The organism is Priestia sp. SIMBA_032 (assembly GCF_046535215.1).
Lineage (GTDB): Bacteria > Bacillota > Bacilli > Bacillales > Bacillaceae_H > Priestia > Priestia aryabhattai.
This window is the reverse complement of record NZ_JAWRXD010000643.1, coordinates 1-272: the sequence shown is the minus strand read 5'-3', so window position 1 is coordinate 272 and position 272 is coordinate 1. Positions and strand designations below refer to the sequence as shown.

Genomic DNA, 272 nt, shown 5'->3' with positions numbered 1-272 from the left:
GGACAAGCTGTCTTCATTCAAAGCATTTGCTGAACTGTGTATCACTCGACAAATTATTACCGCTATTAAAACGGCAACAAGGCAAAAACATATTCCCTTAAATTCGTATGTGTCTTTAGATAAGCCGATTTACGATGAGGAATCTGATCGAACATTATTGGATGTTATTTCTGAAGCGAAGGTAACTGATCCTGAAGAGATGATTATTAGCCAAGAAGAATATACAGACATAGAATCAAAAATATCAGAATTATTAAGCGATTTAGAAAGAA

At 34.2% G+C, this 272-nt stretch carries 1 pseudogene; it reads left to right on the top strand.

The features are described from left to right. Positions 1–272, top strand: a pseudogene (locus tag SB717_RS35820) (RNA polymerase sporulation sigma factor SigH); the annotation flags it as partial.